Source organism: Rhizobium sp. WCS2018Hpa-16, assembly GCF_031843705.1.
Classification (GTDB): domain Bacteria; phylum Pseudomonadota; class Alphaproteobacteria; order Rhizobiales; family Rhizobiaceae; genus Agrobacterium; species Agrobacterium tumefaciens_C.
In genome coordinates this window covers 155,046-173,934 of record NZ_JAVTIX010000001.1, presented here as the reverse complement: position 1 = coordinate 173,934, position 18,889 = coordinate 155,046, and the positions used below count along the sequence as shown (strand labels likewise).

The following is an 18,889-nucleotide window of genomic DNA, read 5'->3' as shown; positions in this document are numbered from 1 at the left end:
AAACCATGAATTTTTCCGCATGGTCCATCCGCAACCCGATTGCGCCCCTGCTTTGTTTTGCCCTTTTGCTGTTTCTCGGCGTCAAGGCATTTTACGATCTGCCCATCACCCGCTTTCCGAACATCGACGTGCCCGTGGTGGCGATCACCGTAACCCAGAGCGGTGCATCCCCGTCGGAACTGGAAGCGCAGGTCACCAAGGAAATTGAAGACGCGGTTGCCTCGATCAGCGGCATCGATGAGGTCCAATCGACGGTTACCGATGGACAGTCTCTGACGACAGTCCTCTTCCGTATCGAAAAGCCGACCGAAGAAGCTGTTCAGGACACCAAGGACGCCATCGACAAGATCCGCAGCGAGTTGCCCTCGGATATTGAAGAACCCGTCGTCAGCAAGATCGACGTCGAAGGACAGGCGATCCAGACATTTGCGGTTTCCTCGCCCAACATGACGCTGGAAGAGCTGTCCTGGTTTGTGGATGACACGATCAAGCGGTCGCTTCAGGGCCAGTCAGGCGTTGGCAAGATAGACCGTTACGGCGGTGCGGATCGCGAAGTGCGCGTATCTCTGAACCCCGCCAAGCTCGATGCCTACGGCATCACGGCAGCCGACGTGAACCAGCAATTGCGCGGCACCAACGTCGATCTCGGGTCCGGTCGCGGCCAGGTGGCGGGCAACGAACAGACAATCCGCACGCTGGGCGATTCCCGCAATGTGGCCGAGCTTTCCAACACCACTATTGCGCTCTCCAGTGGTCGCTTCGTTAAGCTGTCGGAGCTTGGCACCATCACCGATACCTATGAAGAGCCAAAATCATTCTCGCGCTTCAACGGCAATCCGGGTGTCACCTTCGCGGTTTTCCGCTCCAAGGGCGCGAGCGAAGTCTCCGTGGCGGAAACGGTGGCGGAAAATCTGGACAAGGTTCGCGCAGCGCACCCCAATGTCTCGATCGAGATGGTCGATGACGCGGTTTACTTCACCTATGGCAACTATACGGCCGCGCTCCACACGCTGGTTGAAGGTTCGATCCTTGCCGTCATCGTGGTGCTTCTGTTCCTGCGAAACTGGCGTGCGACGCTGATTGCCGCTGTTGCCCTGCCCTTATCGGCCATTCCGACCTTCTGGGTCATGGATGTGCTGGGCTTCTCGCTCAACCTCGTCAGCTTCCTTGCTCTTACGCTGGCGACGGGTATTCTGGTGGATGACGCCATCGTGGAGGTGGAGAACATCTCCCGCCACATAAAGATGGGCAAATCGCCCTATCGCGCATCGCTCGAAGCAGCCGACGAGATCGGCCTTGCTGTCATTGCGACAAGCTTCACCATCATCGCAGTCTTCGTACCCGTTTCCTTCATGCCCGGCGTACCGGGCCAGTACTTCATCCAGTTCGGCCTGACAGTCGCCTTCTCCGTGTTTTTCTCGCTCATGGTTGCGCGTCTCATCACACCGTTGATGGCCGCCTATCTGATGCGTTCTGACGATGCGGTCGATGACCATCACGATAATGATGGCTGGCTGATGAAGTCCTATACGCGCATGGTCACTGCAACCACCCGCAAATGGTGGGCCCGTTACCTGACGCTTCTCGGTGCCATCGGTTTCCTCGCGGCATCAATCATCCTGCTCAGCGGCGTTCCCGGCAGCTTCCTGCCCCCGGATGACGCCTCACGCGTCGTCCTGTCCATCGAGCTTCCACCCAACGCAACGCTCGAAGAAACCGACGCGACGACATCGAAAATCCATGAGGCGATCCGTGACATCAACGGCGTGGAAAGCGTGTTCATTCTCGGCGGCGCATCGCCGAAGGGAGATCTGGAGCTTCGCCGTGCAACGGTGCGCGTCATCCTCCAGCACATTGACCACTCGCTTTTGAAAACGCTGGTCAATAAGGGGCTTGGATCCATTCCCCTCATCGGCCCGCATCTTCCCAAGATCAAAGACACCGGCAGAACACGCCCGCAATGGGATGTGGAGCGGGATATTTTCGCCAAGGTGAACACCATCCCCGATGTGCGAATAATCAAGTTGAATGACCGCGCTGAGCGGGAACTGAGCTTCAACTTCCTTTCGTCCAGCGAAGAAGATTTGCAGAATGCCGTCGGCATGCTGGAATCGCGGCTTCGTGCATCGCCCATCCTCGCCAATGTTAGCTCCGAAGGCGCCTTACCGCGTCCGGAGCTGCAAATTCGCCCGCGCAAGGATGAGATCGCTCGCCTTGGCATCACGCCACAGCAAATCTCGCAGACCGTGCGCGTTGCCACCATCGGCGATATCGATGCGCTGCTAACGAAGATATCGCTGGATGATCGACAGATCCCGATCCGCGTTCAGGCCTCGCTGGATGTCCGGCGCGATCTGGCTGCCATCCGTGCGCTGAAAATCAAGACTGCGACCGGTGCCACCGTTCCGCTTTCGAGCGTGGCCGACATCGACTATTCGGAAGGCCCAAGCTCCATCAAGCGCAATGACCGCAACCGGGTGGTTTCCATTGGCTCGGATGTTCCCTTCGGAACCGCGCTCGACACCTCATCGGCAGAGTTCAGACGCATCGTGGCGGAAACGAATTTGCCGCCGACAGTGCGTCTCGCCGAAAGCGGTGATGCCAAGGTGCAAGGAGAAATGCAGTCAGGCTTCACCAACGCCATGCTGCTTGGCCTGTTGCTGGTTCTGGTCGTCCTCATCCTTCTCTTCAAGGATGTGATCCAGCCTTTCACCATTCTGTTTTCTCTGCCGCTGGCCATTGGTGGCGTCGCGGTGGCGCTCATCCTTACCAACAATGCACTCTCCATGCCCGTCCTCATCGGCATTCTGATGCTGATGGGTATCGTCACGAAAAACGCCATCCTGCTGGTAGATTTCGCCATCGAAATGCGCCGCCACGGCATGGAGCGGGTTCACGCCATGGTGGAAGCTGGCCGCAAGCGCGCTCGTCCCATCATCATGACATCCATCGCCATGTCTGCTGGCATGTTACCGTCTGCGCTGGGTGTTGGCGAAGGTGGCTCCTTCCGCTCGCCCATGGCCATCGCGGTCATTGGCGGTATCATTGTTTCCACGGTCCTGTCTCTTATCGTGGTGCCGGCCTTCTTCCTCATCATGGATGACCTATCGATGCTTCTCTCCCACCTCTTCGGCCGTTTCATCGGCAAGAAGGAAGAGGAGCATCCGGTTCTGTCAAATGAGGAACTGTCGGAAACGGCACGGAGCAATCAGGATGCGCTGGCTGACCTGGAAGAGCGCGTAGCGACCATCGAACAGAAGACCGGAACAGGCCAGAAAACTGGCGGAAATTCCAACAACGTGCTCCGTCTGCCGCCGCTAGCAGCCGAGTGAAAACTGACAATCCACATTGAAAAACGCCGGGCACTCCCCGGCGTTTTCACATAGTGGGCACGCTTCGTTTTCCAGAGCAAAAAAATCAAGTGAATTGATTGAAATCAAGTTCAATGTGACAGGACCTGTTACCCTCTGCGTCTTGGGAACATTGTCCTCAGACTGGAAGCGTTCGCGCCATGCGAAATCATGGCCGCACAGCGCAACCCTGCTCTGATGGCACTTCGTGGGGGCGCGACGGACGTGAACGATATGGTCAAGCTGAGCAGCAGAGAGAAGAGCATTCTCCTACAGATCCCCTTGGTGGGGGGCGGCGATAACGGAACACCGGGGAAACTCATGGAGGTTTCCACCGTCCTCACCATGGCGGCCCGCCAAATGCTTTTTTGCGAAGGCGAAGTTGCAGAGCACCTGTTTTGCGTTCTGAGCGGCTATATCCGCCTTTATCGCACGAGCAAGGATGGCCGCGAGGCCGATATCAGAATTTGCGGCCCGGGCGATACATTCAACGAGTGTCTCATCTTCGGTTCGGAGCATTATCAGTCCAGCGCACAGGTCGCCGAAAACTGTACGCTGGCACGGATAGAGCTCAGCCGCATCAGATCATTGATTGAGGAAGATCCGACGGTCGCAAAAGCTGTCGTGCAGTGCCTGTCCAAGAGCCTGCTGACCACAATGGATTGCGTGGCCAATGACCGGCTGCAAACTGCACCTCAGCGCGTTGCAAATTACCTCATCATGCAGGGGCCAGGCGATTCGACATCCTATTCCCTGCGATTGCCTTTCCAGAAAAGCGTTCTGGCAGGCAAGCTTGGCCTCGCACCGGAAGCACTTTCCCGCGCCTTCTCCAGCCTTAGGGATGCTGGCGTGATCGTCAGGGGACGCACCATTCAGGTGAATGATGTCGGCACGCTGAAACAGTTTTAAAACTGCTTCAGCGTTGGCCGCTTCTTACAGTCCGCCGTGCTGCTTCAGGAAGCCGACAATCGTGTCCACGCCGTCGCCGCGCTTCATATCCGTAAACACGAAGGGCATCTCCTTGCGCATACGGGTTGCGTCGGTGTCCATGACGCCGAGATCTGCCCCGACATAGGGTGCAAGATCCTTTTTGTTGATGACCAGCAAATCAGAGCGGGTAATGCCCGGTCCCCCCTTGCGCGGAATTTCCTCACCCTGGCACACGGAGATCACATAGATGGTGATATCCGCCAGATCAGGCGAAAAGGTCGCGGCCAGATTGTCGCCACCCGACTCGATAAAAACGATGTCGAGATCAGGGAAGCGCTCGTTAAGACCGGCAATCGCCTGGAGATTGATCGTCGCATCTTCGCGGATTGCCGTGTGCGGACATCCACCGGTTTCCACACCCACAATACGCTCAGACGGCAACGCCTGCATGCGCACCAGCGCTTCGGCATCTTCCTTGGTGTAGATATCGTTGGTGACCACGGCAACCGAGTAGTCTGCGCTCATGGCCTTGCACAGTTTTTCCGTAAGCGCCGTCTTGCCGGAGCCAACCGGCCCACCGATGCCGACCCGAAGCGGGCCATTTCCCGATTTCATACGCGTTTTCCTTCCAAACAAGATCGTTCTGACATTAGCGATTTCCACCGGACGCATTCAACGGCTAAGAGCGGAAAAGCCGGGTTTCCTGAATTTCATGCCGCATGGAGGCCGTATCGGCGAGAATCGTTGCCGACCCCAGATCATCCAACGTCGACGCCGCTGCACGCGCGGCAACAACAGCAATTTCAGCTTCCAGATGGGCAAGGATCGCCACACCATCCCTCTGCCCGCTGACGCCGAGACGTATGCCCGCTGACACATATTGCGAAACACCGGAATGCAGATAGGCAGCAAGCGTGTCCTCAAGCCCGATCCCATGCGCTGAGGCAACCGCACCCACCGCAACCGGATAGGGCGTTTCCTTTGACAGGCGGTTCAACACCTCCTGTGGCCAGGCGGTCGCAGCGGCTAAGAAGGCGTCACCGAGCAAGACCGTTTCACGATAGCGTTCTGCAGAGCCAGCCAGTGCTCGCCCCAGTTCGCAGAGTTCCGCCAGCTCTTCACCATCCGCATGGCATCGCCACGCTTGCGCTAGCAACACGGCATCGTTCGACAGTACTCCCCGCCGCAACAGCAGGGAAATCCAGTCGTGCAGCTCATTGGCGCGGGAAAGGCGTCGGTCATTAACCGCACTTTCCAGCCCACCGGAATAGGAAAAAGCCCCGACGGGAAAGGCTGGCGACATCCACGCCAGCAGCTTCAGCAATGCATCGACGTTACGGCTCACCAACATCAATCGTGGCTGTGGGAATGGTGGTCGAGTCCATGGCTATGGCCACCATGGGCATGGTAGGCACCACGCGCTGGCTGGAACGGCTCCTCCACATCGCGCACCGTCGCACCCAGGCCTTCAAGCATGGCGCGAATCACGTGGTCGCGAAGGATAAGAATACGGCCTTCCTCGATCTGCGCCGCAAGGTGGCGGTTACCCAGATGCCATGCGAGTTCGATAAGGTGGAGCGTGTTTCTGGCCTTTATTTCAAACAGTTTTTCATCGGCTGCCCGGACCTCCACAAGGTCACCATTTTCCACAACCAGCAAATCCCCATGGGCAAAAAGCACAGCTTCCTTGAGGTCCAGCATCACCATCTCATCATTCTGCAGGTGCAGAAGCTTGCGGCGCAGGTGCCTCTGGTCGTGGGCGAGAGTGACGTAACCCGAGGGTTCGTCACCGGGTGTGCCAGCAGGGAGGTAGGATTGTACGCGCAGCATCGGGCTATCCAGAATTTGGTTTCGATCAGCGTTGAAACCTGAAGGATGCCGCCCGTGAATGCAAGCCGCTTGTGATGGAAAGACGCCAGGATAAAGACAAATAATCGTCTGCAATCAACAAACTAGAGCAATTCCAGCAAAAGTGGAAATCGGTTTTGCGTCCGGAATTGCGTATAACAAACAGATAAAGCTTTGAAGGTGAACCAGCGTTCACCGGAAAGGCTCTATGAAGCGGCGAGCAATGTTGCTTTGAGATCGCCGACTGCTTGCGCGAGTGCGAGATCAGTCTCATGGCGCACGCAATTTCGTCCAGATGCCTTGGCCAGATAGAGCGCCTTGTCAGCCGCCGCAAATGTATCATGTTTGGAGCGTGACGGATCAATATCGGCAACGCCCACGGACACTGTCGTCTGAACGCGATGCGCGTCGAACGTGATCGTCAGGCACGAAACACGAATCCGCGCGAGTTCTATCATGATCAGCCGGTCTTTCAGCAGCCCACCGCGAACGATCACGGCAAACTCTTCGCCACCCAGTCTGGCCACACAATGAAACTCGCCGAACACATCAGCAATTGCCGCGGCCGCTTTTTTGATGACGACATCGCCCGCAGCGTGGCCATAGCTGTCATTGATCCCCTTGAAGCGATCCAGATCGAAGATCGCCAGCGAGGCATCATCCAGCACTTCTTCAAAGCACTGGTTGAACGCCCGCCTGTTGGCTAGACCTGATAGCGTATCGGTCTTGCTCAACCGCTCGAACTCGGCATGGGAATCATGAAGCTTGCGAAGAGCTTTGGACAGAATACTGCACAACATGCCGGTCACGAGACCGCCCACGATCCAGGCCATTACGACGCTATAGGCAAGTGCCTCATACAGCGGTAGCGGCAGAAGATTGAAAAAGTCGCCGACTGCAATGGCCGCACAACTCACCAGGACTGAAAGAATGATGGAGGCAAAGACCATCTTGGCTGCAAAGCTACGCGTATTTTGCTTTTCACCAGCATCATTCAAACTCATTTCCAGCGAAATAAATTTCTTTAAACGCTTAGTCATCACACCTCACCCTGCATGACTTTACCGATAACCCTCATAGATTGGCTGTCAGTAAATCGAATGTCTAAATTTTTAGCTACTTAAGGTATATTTGTGGATTATTGCAAAGAGTGAATCTCTGACACATCGCATCGCCTCAAAAACCCGCATCCCCTTTAAAAGGCTGGCAAGGCAATGTTGCGGCGCCGCAGAAACAAATGATAGCCGGCGCCATTTCTAAGGATAAAAATAACGTGATGCGAGCTTGCAACCCGCAGCAATCATTAACGATTTAGCTTTTCCTGTTTGAAGGGAGGCGGGCCGCTTTCGTCCCGGATCAAGGTGCGAATCGGCAAGAGACTAAAAACAAAAGAGCTGCGATCGTCATACGATTCGCAGCTCTTGTGATGAGGCAGTGTCAATCAGAAATAGAAAGACACAAAAAAAGTCGTCTTTTTATCAAAATAGGAAATAGCGTTGCGCCATCGGCAACACTGTCGCTGGCTCGCAGGTCAGCAACTCGCCATCGGCGCGCACCTCATAGGTTTCAGGGTTCACCTCGATATGCGGCGTCAGTGAATTGTGGATCATGGACGCCTTGGAGATGCCACCGCGCACATTGCGTACTGCAAGCAGCTTCTTCGCCACGCCAAGACGCTGAACAATTCCGCCATCCAGCGACGCTTGAGACACGAATGTTACCGAAGAATTGGTGCGCAGCTTGCCGTAAGCGGCAAACATGGGCCGGTAGTGCATCGGCTGCGGTGTGGGGATCGAGGCGTTCGGATCGCCCATCGGTGCGGCAGCGATGGAGCCGCCCAGCAGAACCATTTCCGGCTTCACACCAAAAAAGGCCGGGCTCCACAGTACCAGATCGGCTCGCTTGCCAACCTCCACAGAGCCAATTTCATGAGAAATGCCGTGCGCAATAGCGGGGTTGATAGTGTATTTGGCGATGTAGCGCCGAACGCGGAAATTGTCGTTCTCGCCCACCTCTTCCTTCAAACGACCGCGCTGGCGCTTCATCTTGTCGGCCGTCTGCCATGTGCGGATAGCAACCTCGCCCACGCGCCCCATGGCTTGGCTGTCGGATGAGATAATCGAGAAGGCACCGATATCGTGCAGAATGTCTTCCGCAGCAATAGTTTCCTTGCGAATACGGCTTTCCGCAAAGGCGATGTCTTCCGGGATGGATGGCGAGAGATGGTGGCAGACCATCAGCATATCCAGATGCTCCGCCAGCGTGTTGATCGTATAGGGCCGCGTGGGGTTGGTGGAAGACGGAATGACGTTAGGATTGCCGCAAATCTTGATGATATCAGGCGCGTGGCCACCGCCTGCCCCTTCCGTGTGGAAGGCATGGATGGTGCGGCCGTTAATGGCGTTGATCGTGTCTTCCACAAAGCCGCTTTCGTTCAGCGTATCGGTATGGATCATTACCTGCACGTCAAAGGCATCGGCAACAGACAGGCAATTGTCGATGGCTGCGGGTGTCGTGCCCCAGTCCTCATGCAGCTTCAGCGAGGATGCCCCAGCAAGGATCATTTCTTCCAGCGGTGCTGGCAGCGAGGCATTGCCCTTGCCGGCCAGGGCAAGGTTCATCGGGAAAGCATCGAAGCTCTCAACCATTCTTTCAATGTGCCAAGCGCCCGTGCAGGTGGTGGCAAGTGTGCCATGGGCAGGACCAGAGCCACCGCCGAGCATGGTGGTCACGCCGCTCATAAGGGCTTCTTCGATCTGCTGCGGGCAGATGAAGTGGATATGGGCGTCCATGCCGCCTGCCGTGAGTATCTTGCCCTCACCGGCAATCGCTTCCGTCGAGGGGCCGACGATAATGGTCACACCCGGCTGCGTGTCCGGGTTCCCGGCCTTGCCGATCGCATGAATGCGCCCATCTTTCAGACCGACATCGGCCTTGTAGACGCCGCTGTGATCAACAATGACGACATTGGTAATGACGGTATCGACAGCGCCCTCAGCCCGCGTGGCCTGGCTTTGGCCCATGCCATCACGAATGACCTTGCCGCCACCGAATTTCACCTCTTCACCGTAGACGGTGAAGTCCTTTTCGATCTCGATGAACAGCTCCGTATCGGCAAGCCGCACCTTGTCGCCCACGGTGGGTCCGAACATGCTGGCGTAAGCGGCGCGGGAAATCTTGTAAGGCATGGAAATCAGGCTCCTTGGGAAGCGGAGAAAAGAAAGGCAGCGTCTGTATCAGTAACCGTCGGAAAGCTCGCGAAGCTCTGCGGCGCGTTTCGTGCTCATATCGGCAAGGCAGGAAGAAATGAGCATCGATTCCATCGTTCCGCCGCGCGCCTGAAAGCCAGCCACTTCGCAATTGGCATCACGAAAGGCCACCCAGGCGCGTTGCGCGGCAACGAGAGCATCGACAGCACCCTTGCTCTCTTCGTCTGCGGACTTGTCCCAATCGCTCATTTTGGTGCGAAGCTGCTTGTAGGCCGCATTCAGATCCTTGTCGGCCTTGTCGTATTCAATATCCGCACAGGCAGTCATATCTCTTTGCGTCACCGGCTCGGCACAGTTGGGGTCTTCCTGCGCCCGCGCATCCTGCGCGCCGGCCAAGAACGTCGCAGACAACATTATAATGCAACCGCACAGGAGGTTCTTGATCGTCAGACCATGCGCCGCCATCACAGCTTACCCATCACCAGCTTGCGAAAACCGTATACTTCGCGCTTGCCCGAAAGCGGCACCAGTGTCACTTCGCGCTTCTGGCCCGGCTCGAAGCGAACCGCAGTACCGGCTGGAATATCCAGACGCATGCCATGCGCCTTCTCGCGGATGAAATCCAGCGCGGCATTGGTTTCAGCGAAATGATAATGGCTGCCGACCTGAACAGGCCTGTCGCCAGTGTTGGAAACCTCGATTGTTATCGTCGGCTGTCCGGCATTGAGTTCGATCTCGCCGTCTGCTGCAATGACTTCACCTGGAATCATGATCTTGTCCTTCGTCGTCACGCCGCTTTCGCGGCGGCGCATCCCTCAGCCTTCAATATCCGCTTGGTCGAGGCCGGGTTGTTCACCAGCTTTTCCGCAGGGCGGATCGGACGCCGCACCAGCTCTCCCCCGCAATTGGGGCATTTTCCACCCAGGACCGATGTCGCACAGTCGCTGCAAAACGTGCATTCGAACGAGCACATCATCGCATCAAGACTATCGGGCGGCAAATCCTTGTCGCAGCATTCACAATTGGGGCGAAGCTCAAGGCTCATGGCGTCGCTCCCTCAGCGTATCGGTTCATGGACGGTGACCAGCTTGGTACCATCTGGAAATGTCGCTTCGACCTGTACGTCATGGATCATCTCGGCAATGCCATCCATCACCTGATCGCGGGTAATGACATGCGCACCGGCTTCCATCAGCTCGGAGACAGCGCGGCCATCGCGCGCGCCTTCCACGACGAAATCGGTAATCAACGCAATGGCTTCAGGATAATTGAGCTTGACGCCGCGCTCCAGACGCCGACGTGCAACCATGGCTGCCATGGAAATCAGAAGCTTGTCTTTTTCTCTGGGAGTGAGGTTCATTATCGTTCCGTTTCTAGAGCGCCATGCGCTTTCAAGAACGCATGGACGACGCTCGAACATGTGTTCAATTCATGCGTCAGAGATTCCAGACTTTCGGCACTGGCGCGCCGTTTCGCAAGAGCGAAATGATCGGAAACAGCATTTTTCTAAGGGAGAAACCATCAGATGCGGAAAGCCGCACGACGAGCTTTCCCTGCCATTCACTGGCACCGCCGGAAAACCCGGCAATAGCCCGGATTTTAGGCAAAAGTGCCTCCGCGAGAGGCCCGACGTAAAGGAGGGTTGCAAAGGCGACCTGCCCGCCAAGAACCGGGGCTGCTTGGGTCAATTCACCCACGCGTCCGTCCAGAAGAAGCTCTTCCGCATGAACCAGCTTGCCTCCGTGGCGAATGCGCCATCTGTCTCGGAACAGCCCCTCCGTCATCGCCTCGCCCATGGCCTGGCGGCCCAGAAGAACGGCTTCGACGGCGATGAATTCGGCGGAAGCATCAAGGTCTGCTTCCAGTCTGCGGGTCAGCGACGAATGATCAAAAAGGATGGTTTCCTGGGGCAGCCAATGGAGCTTGGCGTCAGGCCCGGCAGAAACGCGGGCCGTGACGGTGGTCGTGCCCGATGCGGCCTTGTAGACCTTTTCGCATGCCTGCGTTGTTACGACGAGTGATGTGCCTGCGCCTGCCACCGCTTGCCACTCTATTTCATCTCCCCCGGTCAATCCGCCGGAAGAGTTGATCAGAATGGCTTCCATTTCATTGGAGAACGTATCAGGCAGCCTGATCTTGGCGCAGCCTTCCTGAAACAATTCGTCCAGACGGCTGCGCCCATTGAGCGCCTTTGTTACAATGCGCCCTCTACCTCGGGCGCGCTGCGGGCGGGGTTGAGGGGTGATTTGCTCGTCTGGCTGCACGTCGTCTCCGAAGCTTTTGCGGATGCAGAAGCGGGAACCGCTTTTACCGAGCAATCCGTCTTCGCAGTTGCGTCGACAACCATCTGCCCTTCCGTGTTCTGGAAGAAGTCCCACATTCTTTCGGCCGCATCAACCTGCCGCACGATTTCCGTTGGCATTTTCCGGTCCACGGCCTGCTGAACTTTACCTGCTGGCTCGCTGGAAGGCTTGCGGATAATGGCGGCAGCGGATGCGACCATCTCTGCCTTCATGGTTGCACGCGGCCAGGCATGGTCCCAGGCATCAATGACATAGGAATGGATGCGGGTGCCGCTCTTGCAGACATCATAGGAATTCAAGGTAAAGCTGTCGGTGGACTTGCTTTTCACTGCACCCTTGCAGCCATCCATTTCAGCCCAGCGCTTCAATGCGATCTCACCGCTATACTGCCAATAGGGCTTGCCACCGCCCTGATATGGGTTGGCAGGGTCTTTGAGGCCAGCAAACGCGATGATCGACAATGGCTTCGCAGGCGTGCAGCTTGATGCATCCGGCGACCATCTGCCCCTGTCTTCCATCGGATACCCGGCGCGAAGCGAAGCGACAAAGCCAGCGGCGGTAAAATCGCTGCTGCCGCTGCAAAGATACTGCGACAGCATGCGACCGCCACCGGAATAGCCGGAACCGTAAAAACGGGCCTCATCCACACACAACTTGGATTTGATCATGGTGACGGCATCACGAATGAACCCTGGCTCATTCAAGCCGCCTTCACGCTTGGTCACACCGGGAACATTCCAGGCGTTGGTACCGGGCAGTTCCCCGCCAAGGCTACCCTGCAGCGCAACGACAATGATGCCTTCGCGCTCGCCGACTTTGTCCCAACCGCTGCGGTCAAGCTGTCCGTTTGGATTGCTATTGCTGCCGTGAAAATCAAACACCACAGGCATTTTCTTGCGACCATCATAAGACGATGGAACGAAATAGACACCGACGCGTTTGGAGCCATCTGACATCAGTGAAAACGCATGGCGCCCAGCTTGTGCGGTTTGCCCGCACGTGGAAGCAAATGCAGCCGAGCCCGTAGCAACGAGGACGGCGAAGCCTGTGAGCGCAGGTCGGGCGAACCGGAGCATCCGGCCAGCAGCAGTCGTAAAATTCATCGGCACGCCTTTATTGGCACAGTTCCCCGGCAGTATGCCGGAAAATACGTGGAATGTAAGGGATCGACGGGGGCGGCACGCAAATGGCCTCGCCATTGTGTCTTGCATGCAGCAGTTTCGATGCCAATAACACACGCGCTTATTTAATGAAAAGCTAAAATTATGCATGAATGCTATGCGCAGGCGCATAGCATTCACTTTATTTAACGACGCGCATCTGTTGCGTGAGTGGAAAATCAGCGTCAGACTGTCAGGTGGCGCCGGGCTTCCGCCGTATCAAGCGTCTCGGCTTTGCCCTCGTGAACGATCTCTCCGCGATCCATGATATAGACATAGTCAGCGAGCTCACGGCAGAAATCCAGATACTGCTCGACCAGCAATATGGCCATGCCTGTGGAATCCCGCAGATATTTGATGGCCCGGCCAATTTCCTTGATGATGGATGGCTGAATGCCCTCAGTCGGTTCATCCAGCACCAGAATTTTAGGACGCGTCACCAGCGCACGGCCAATCGCCAGTTGCTGCTGCTGCCCGCCGGAGAGATCGCCGCCACGCCGTGACAGCATGGATTGCAGCACCGGAAACAGGCTGAAAATATCGTCTGGAATGAACCGATCCTTGCGCGGCAGCGGCGCGTAACCGGATTGCAGGTTTTCCTGCACGGTCAAAAGCGGAAAGATTTCCCGGCCCTGCGGTACATAACCCACACCACGCTTGGCGCGCTGATAGGGTGCGAGCCCATCGAGGCTTTCACCTGCGAATGTGATGTTGCCGCCGCTTAACGCGTGCTGACCCGTGACCGCGCGCAACAGCGAGCTTTTGCCCACACCATTGCGACCCAGCACGCAGGTAATCTTGCCCATTTCTGCATTCAGCGAAATGCCCCGCAGAGCTTGCGCCGCGCCATAGTGAAGATTGATCTTATCGACGCTTAGCATCAATTCGCTCCCATTTCAGTTTTCGGTGCCACCGGCTGGCCTGCATCATCGCCCGAGATAATTCTCGATGACCTTCGGATCGTTCGAGACGAAATCAATCGACCCTTCAGCGAGCACCGAGCCTTCGGCCAGACACGTTACCTTGACGCCAAGTTCGCGGATGAAACCCATGTCGTGTTCCACAACAACCACCGAGCGGGTCTTGGCGATCTCCTTGAGCAGTACCGCTGTTTCAGCCGTCTCGGCGTCGGTCATGCCTGCGACGGGCTCATCGACAAGCAATAGCTTGGGCTCCTGAGCGAGCAGCATGCCGATCTCAAGCCACTGCTTTTGCCCATGCGAAAGATTGGCGGCCAGATCGTTGCGACGATGGCCAAGACGAACCGTGGCGAGGATCTCCTCAATGCGGACCTTGTCGTCTTTCGTGAGCGTGTAGAACAGCGTGGCAAACACACCCCGCTTGCGGTTCAGTGCCAGTTCCAGATTGTCCCAGACCGTGTGGCTCTCAAACACCGTCGGCTTCTGGAATTTGCGGCCGATGCCCAGCTGGGCGATATCGGCCTCGTCCTTTTTGGTGAGGTCGATGCTGTCTTCAAACAGCACCGTACCGCTATTGGGTCGTGTTTTACCCGTGATGATGTCCATCATCGTGGTCTTGCCAGCGCCGTTAGGGCCAATGATGGCGCGCAACTCGCCCGGCTCCACCACAAACGACAGCGAGTTCAGCGCCTTGAAACCATCGAATGAGACTGAAACGCCATCCAGATAGAGCAGGCTTTTTGTTCTCTTTTCAGAAATCGTGTTCATGGTGCCTACTCCGCAGCCTGTTGCATCGCTTGTGCCGCGTCATCGGCATTCTTTGACGCCACCTGCTGCTTTTCACGACGTCCCGCCAGATAATGCTGCACGCTGCCGACGATGCCTCTGGGGAAAAACAGGGTTACGGCAATGAAGAGCCCGCCCAGCGCAAACAGCCAGAATTCAGGAAACGCGCCGGTGAAGTAGCTTTTGCCGCCATTGACCATGATCGCACCAATAATCGGGCCGATCAGGGTTCCGCGACCACCCACCGCCGTCCAGACCACGACTTCGATGGAGTTGGCAGGCGAAAATTCGCCCGGATTGATGATGCCCACCTGCGGCACAAACAATGCACCGGCAATGCCTGCCATCATGGCGGATACGACAAAGGTGAACAGCTTGATGTTTTCAACGCGAAAACCGAGGAACCGGACGCGACTTTCGGAATCGCGCACACCCACCAGCACCTTGCCGAATTTGGAATTGACGATGCCCGAGGCAATCAGCAGGCACAGCGCCAGCATGATGGCCGTCATGGCAAACAGGACGGCGCGCGTGCCATCGGACTGGACAGAAAATCCGAGGATGTCCTTGAAGTCCGTCAGGCCGTTATTGCCGCCAAAGCCCATATCGTTGCGGAAAAAAGCCAGCAGCAACGCATATGTCATGGCCTGGGTGATGATGGACAGATAGACACCATTGACGCGGGAGCGGAAGGCAAGCCATCCGAACACGAAGGCCAGAACACCGGGCGCAACCAGCACCATCAGCATGGCAAACCAGAACATGTCGAAGCCATGCCAGAACCATGGCAGCTCTTTCCAGTTCAGAAACACCATGAAATCCGGCAGTACAGGATGACCATAGGTGCCACGCGTGCCGATCTGCCGCATCAGATACATGCCCATGGCATAACCGCCGAGCGCAAAGAATGCGGCGTGGCCAAGCGAGAGAATGCCGCAATAACCCCAGACAAGATCAAGCGCCAGCGCCAGAATGGCATAGGACAGATACTTGCCCAGCATCGACATGATGTAGGTCGGAATGCGGAAGGCACTGTCTGCTGGCAAAAGCAGGTTGGATGCGGGAACGAGGAGCGCAATGGCCAGAATGATGCCGATGGCAATCGAGATACGGCGGTCGAGTGCGCGAAGGAGAAAGCCGGTAATCATGCTTCAATCGCCCTTCCCTTGAGTGCGAAGAGACCACGCGGCCGCTTCTGAATGAACAGGATGATGAGGACGAGGACGAGAATTTTTCCGAGCACCGCACCGACGGTTGGCTCGAGAAACTTGTTGAGGACGCCGAGCGTCAGCGCGCCAACGAAGGTTCCCCAGAGATTGCCGACGCCGCCGAACACCACCACCATGAAGCTATCGATGATGTAGGACTGGCCAAGGTTGGGCGATACGTTATCGATCTGCGACAGCGCCACACCCGCCAGTCCGGCAACGCCGGAACCCAGCGCGAAGGTGAAAGCATCAACCCATGGCGTGCGAATACCCATTGATGATGCCATGCGGCGGTTCTGCGTCACCGCACGCATTTGCAGACCGAAGGCGGAACGCTTCAGCAAAAGCAGAAGTGCGAAGAAGACAGAGAGCGAGAAACAGACGATCCAGACGCGGTTCCAGGTGAAGTTGAGATATCCGACGCTGAACGAGCCGGACATCCAGCTGGGGTTGCCCACTTCCCGGTTCGTTGGGCCGAAAATGGAGCGAACACCTTGCTGCAACATCAGCGAAATGCCCCATGTGGCCAGAAGGGTTTCCAGCGGCCGACCATAGAGAAAACGAATGACGCCGCGCTCCATCACCAGACCGACAGCCCCTGTGACCAGAAACGCCACGGGCAGCGCAATGGCCAGCGACCAATCGAACAGACCGGGATAATGGCTGCGGATCACCTCCTGCACCATGAAGGTGGAATAGGCGCCTATCATTACCATCTCGCCATGCGCCATGTTGATGATGCCCATCACGCCAAAGGTGATGGCAAGGCCAATTGCTGCCAGCAGCAGCACGGAACCGAGAGACAGGCCGTACCAGATGTTCTGGCCCGCATCCCAGAGCGCAAGCGTACTCTCGATATAACTAATTGCCGCGTCGACATCCGGTTTCAGGCTGGCATCAGTGACAGGGGCAGCGGCCATCAGAATGCTGACCGCGCCACGCCCGCCAAGGCTCTTGATGGTATCGATAGCAGCGCGCTTTTCATCAACGGACCGATCTGAGGCCAGCACGGAAACAGCCCGTGCTTCTTCCATCCGTGTGCGCACCTGTGCGTCGGTTTCCTTGGCAATTGCCGCTTCCAGCAATTGCAGGTTCTCGGCGCTCGGCGCTTTCAACACGGCGTCGGCGGCAGAAAGGCGAACGGATTTATCGGGGCTGAGCAAGGTCAGGCCACCCAGAGCGGCGCGGATGACGCGGCGAAGGTTGTTGTTGACGCGGATCTTGGTCACGGCGGCTTTCGGTGCCTCACCCGCACTCTCACCCGTCAGGGGATCGACGAGCGTGAAATTGGCACCGGCTGCCTTCGTCATGAAAACGCGGTTGTCGGATTTGCGGACATAGAGATCGCCTTCCGCAAAGGCTTCGAGCGCCGGCACCACACGCGGATCGCCGGATGCTGCAATCTGCCCGGTCAACGTCTCGGCCTGCTTGAAGTCCGCCGTGCCAAGCGCATCGATCAGTGCTTTGGAATCGCTTTGTTGTGCGAAGGATGGAGCCGCGATGCCGAGCGCCAGCCACAGAAACATGGCTTGAAGAAGTAATCGGATCGTCATGTCAGCTCCTCTATGTCAGATATGTACGTGCTTGAGGCCTTTTGGCCTTCATGCGATCCACCCTCTCTCAGCGTCATCCTCGGGCTTGACCCGAGGATCTAACCCCGTCGATTACACCCTCATCGCTAGCGACGAGCGCTAAGCACCGGCAGCAGATCCTCGGGTCAAGCCCGAGGATGACGGAGATATTGGGAGAGTGGCGAGACTGGAAACCCCTCCCCGCTTAGGAGAGGGGTTAACGGGCCAAGCTTACATGCCCTTGCCGCCGCATTTGCCCGCGGTCACGTTGAAGTTGCCGCACTCCATCGGCTTGCGCCAATCGGAGATCAGGTCCTTGCTATCCGGCAGGTAATCGGACCACTCATCGCCCACAACCTGCGCGGTCTGCTGCACGATTTCGAACTGGCCATCGGACTGAATCTCGCCAATCAAAACAGGCTTGGTGATGTGGTGGTTCGGCATGACGGTTGCGTATCCGCCAGACAGGTTTGGCACGGAGACGCCGATAATGCTGTCGAGAACCTTGTCGGTTTCGGTCGTTCCAGCAGCCTCTACCGCCTTGACCCATGCGTTGAAGCCAATATAGGCGGCTTCCATCGGGTCATTGGTCACGCGCTTGTCGTTCTTGGTGAACGCATGCCATTCCTTGATGAACTCCGCATTGACGGGCGCATCGACGGACTGGAAGTAGTTCCATGCGGCAAGGTGGCCAACCAGAGGGCCTGTATCGAGACCAGCCAGCTCTTCTTCACCCACGGAGAAGGCAACGACGGGGATATCTTCGGCCTTCACGCCTTGGTTTGCCAGTTCCTTGTAGAATGGCACGTTGGCATCGCCATTGATGGTGGAAACAACGGCTGTCTTCTTGCCGGCAGAACCGAATTTCTTGATGTCGGAGACGATGGTCTGCCAGTCGGAATGGCCGAATGGCGTGTAGTTGATCATGATGTCCTCTTCCTTGACGCCCTTTGACATCAGGTAGGCTTTCAGGATCTTGTTGGTTGTCTGCGGGTAGACATAGTCGGTACCGGCCAGTACCCAGCGCTCGACGCCTTCCGTGCTGGCCAGGTAATCAACAGCGGGAATGGCCTGCTGGTTGGGGGCTGCACCGGTGTAGAAGATGTTGCGTGAGGATTCTTCGCCTTCATACTGAACGGGATAGAAGAGAATGGAATTCAACTCTTCGAAGACTGGCAGGACGGACTTGCGGGAAGACGATGTCCAGCAACCGAAAACCGCCGCGACCTTATCCTGAGAGATCAGCTGACGAGCCTTTTCTGCGAACAGCGGCCAGTCGGAGGCCGGATCGACAACAACGGCTTCTAGCTTCTTGCCAAGGACGCCGCCCTTCTTGTTCTGCTCCTCAATCAGCATCAACATGGCGTCTTTCAGAGTGGTCTCGGAAATAGCCATGGTACCGGACAAGGAATGCAGAACACCGACCTTGATCGTGTCGTCAGCGGCAAACGCACCGTGGAAGGCGGTGGTGGACATGATGGCGCCGAGCAAAGCGCCAGAAAGCATTTTCTTGAAAGTCATCGGAAGGACCCCTCTCCTGTTCAGCCTCTATGGGCTCAGCGGTTATGTTACCGCTGCTGGAGGGGACTATCGGTCTCGCATTC

18 protein-coding genes are annotated in these 18,889 nt (G+C 56.9%); 2 read left to right on the top strand and 16 right to left on the bottom strand.

The features are described from left to right. Window positions 1–5: 5 nt before the first annotated feature. Together RQI55_RS00925 and RQI55_RS00920 are read left to right on the top strand one after the other, a co-directional pair. A complete protein-coding gene (locus RQI55_RS00925) occupies window positions 6–3,332 on the top strand; it encodes an efflux RND transporter permease subunit (RefSeq protein WP_243255206.1) in 3,327 nt (1,108 codons plus the stop codon). Between the two features lie 189 nt (window positions 3,333–3,521). Beyond that, window positions 3,522–4,259: a Crp/Fnr family transcriptional regulator gene (locus tag RQI55_RS00920; protein WP_243255205.1), complete on the top strand. Its 738-nt coding sequence runs from the start codon at window positions 3,522–3,524 to the stop codon at window positions 4,257–4,259. Between the two features lie 24 nt (window positions 4,260–4,283). Here the strand turns inward: RQI55_RS00920 and ureG are convergent, their stop codons facing one another. The 16 genes from ureG to urtA form a co-directional block, all read right to left on the bottom strand. Continuing rightward, window positions 4,284–4,895 (bottom strand): urease accessory protein UreG, encoded by a 612-nt coding sequence (ureG, locus tag RQI55_RS00915; protein ID WP_243255204.1) that lies wholly within the window; start codon window positions 4,893–4,895, stop codon window positions 4,284–4,286. 64 nt (window positions 4,896–4,959) lie between these two features. Continuing rightward, window positions 4,960–5,631: an urease accessory protein UreF gene (locus RQI55_RS00910; protein WP_243255203.1), complete on the bottom strand. Its 672-nt coding sequence runs from the start codon at window positions 5,629–5,631 to the stop codon at window positions 4,960–4,962. Next, a complete protein-coding gene (gene ureE / locus RQI55_RS00905; RefSeq protein ID WP_243255202.1) occupies window positions 5,631–6,110 on the bottom strand; it encodes an urease accessory protein UreE in 480 nt (159 codons plus the stop codon). Before ureE ends, RQI55_RS00910 begins: the two co-directional genes overlap by 1 nt. A gap of 224 nt (window positions 6,111–6,334) precedes the next feature. Beyond that, the gene (locus RQI55_RS00900; RefSeq protein WP_243255201.1) at window positions 6,335–7,168 is read right to left on the bottom strand and encodes a GGDEF domain-containing protein; all 834 of its coding nucleotides are present in this window, start codon (window positions 7,166–7,168) and stop codon (window positions 6,335–6,337) included. Between the two features lie 438 nt (window positions 7,169–7,606). After that, window positions 7,607–9,316, bottom strand: coding sequence for an urease subunit alpha (gene ureC, locus RQI55_RS00895; RefSeq protein ID WP_311272332.1), 1,710 nt, complete (start codon window positions 9,314–9,316; stop codon window positions 7,607–7,609). 48 nt (window positions 9,317–9,364) lie between these two features. Next, the gene (locus RQI55_RS00890; protein WP_311272333.1) at window positions 9,365–9,751 is read right to left on the bottom strand and encodes a lysozyme inhibitor LprI family protein; all 387 of its coding nucleotides are present in this window, start codon (window positions 9,749–9,751) and stop codon (window positions 9,365–9,367) included. Window positions 9,752–9,801: 50 nt separating this feature from the next. After that, window positions 9,802–10,107, bottom strand: a complete 306-nt coding sequence (locus RQI55_RS00885) for an urease subunit beta (RefSeq protein WP_042617774.1) — start codon at window positions 10,105–10,107, stop codon at window positions 9,802–9,804. 17 nt (window positions 10,108–10,124) lie between these two features. Then, on the bottom strand, window positions 10,125–10,382 hold the full coding sequence (locus tag RQI55_RS00880; RefSeq protein WP_243255198.1) for a DUF1272 domain-containing protein: 258 nt from the start codon (window positions 10,380–10,382) through the stop codon (window positions 10,125–10,127). A gap of 12 nt (window positions 10,383–10,394) precedes the next feature. Continuing rightward, a complete protein-coding gene (locus RQI55_RS00875; protein ID WP_042617436.1) occupies window positions 10,395–10,697 on the bottom strand; it encodes an urease subunit gamma in 303 nt (100 codons plus the stop codon). Window positions 10,698–10,773: 76 nt separating this feature from the next. After that, window positions 10,774–11,601 carry an urease accessory protein UreD gene (locus RQI55_RS00870; RefSeq protein ID WP_311272334.1) on the bottom strand — a complete coding sequence of 276 codons (828 nt, stop codon included), beginning with the start codon at window positions 11,599–11,601 and terminating at the stop codon, window positions 10,774–10,776. Further along, a complete protein-coding gene (locus RQI55_RS00865) occupies window positions 11,532–12,743 on the bottom strand; it encodes an alpha/beta hydrolase family esterase (RefSeq protein ID WP_409233671.1) in 1,212 nt (403 codons plus the stop codon). The genes RQI55_RS00870 and RQI55_RS00865 overlap by 70 nt, the downstream gene beginning before the upstream one ends. 242 nt (window positions 12,744–12,985) lie before the next feature. Continuing rightward, window positions 12,986–13,681 (bottom strand): urea ABC transporter ATP-binding subunit UrtE, encoded by a 696-nt coding sequence (urtE, locus tag RQI55_RS00860; protein WP_311272335.1) that lies wholly within the window; start codon window positions 13,679–13,681, stop codon window positions 12,986–12,988. A gap of 45 nt (window positions 13,682–13,726) precedes the next feature. Continuing rightward, the gene (gene urtD, locus RQI55_RS00855; protein WP_192064307.1) at window positions 13,727–14,488 is read right to left on the bottom strand and encodes an urea ABC transporter ATP-binding protein UrtD; all 762 of its coding nucleotides are present in this window, start codon (window positions 14,486–14,488) and stop codon (window positions 13,727–13,729) included. Window positions 14,489–14,493: 5 nt separating this feature from the next. Further along, window positions 14,494–15,654, bottom strand: a complete 1,161-nt coding sequence (gene urtC / locus RQI55_RS00850; RefSeq protein ID WP_243255195.1) for an urea ABC transporter permease subunit UrtC — start codon at window positions 15,652–15,654, stop codon at window positions 14,494–14,496. After that, window positions 15,651–17,267, bottom strand: coding sequence for an urea ABC transporter permease subunit UrtB (urtB, locus tag RQI55_RS00845; protein WP_243255194.1), 1,617 nt, complete (start codon window positions 17,265–17,267; stop codon window positions 15,651–15,653). The genes urtC and urtB overlap by 4 nt, the downstream gene beginning before the upstream one ends. Window positions 17,268–17,516: 249 nt before the next feature. After that, window positions 17,517–18,806 (bottom strand): urea ABC transporter substrate-binding protein, encoded by a 1,290-nt coding sequence (gene urtA / locus RQI55_RS00840; protein WP_243255193.1) that lies wholly within the window; start codon window positions 18,804–18,806, stop codon window positions 17,517–17,519. Window positions 18,807–18,889: the final 83 nt, after the last annotated feature.